At 53.5% G+C, this 256-nt stretch carries 1 rRNA gene; it reads right to left on the bottom strand.

Going from position 1 to position 256, the window contains the following annotated elements:
- A 23S ribosomal RNA gene (locus V6B97_RS17270) occupies positions 1-256 on the bottom strand; the annotation flags it as partial.

Below are 256 nucleotides of genomic sequence, written 5' to 3'. Positions count from 1 at the left end.
GCTGTCTGAACAACTCCACCACCTTGACCACTGAGCATGGATTTGGAGACCTTAGCTGTCGATCTGGGCTGTTTCCCTTTTGACGACGGACCTTCGCACCCGCCGTCTGACTCCCGGGGTACATCTTTACGGCATTCGGAGTTTGAAAGGGTTTGGTAATCTGGTGAGACCCCTAGCCCTGTCAGTGCTCTACCTCCGCAAGACAATGTCCCGAGGCTATACCTCAATATATTTCGGGGAGAACCAGCTATCACCG

The organism is Nitratidesulfovibrio sp. 1201_IL3209, from assembly GCF_036763125.1.
In the GTDB taxonomy this organism is placed as follows: Bacteria; Desulfobacterota; Desulfovibrionia; order Desulfovibrionales; family Desulfovibrionaceae; genus Cupidesulfovibrio.
Note: the sequence above shows the minus strand (reverse complement) of the source record. Positions and strands in the feature narration are given on the sequence as shown.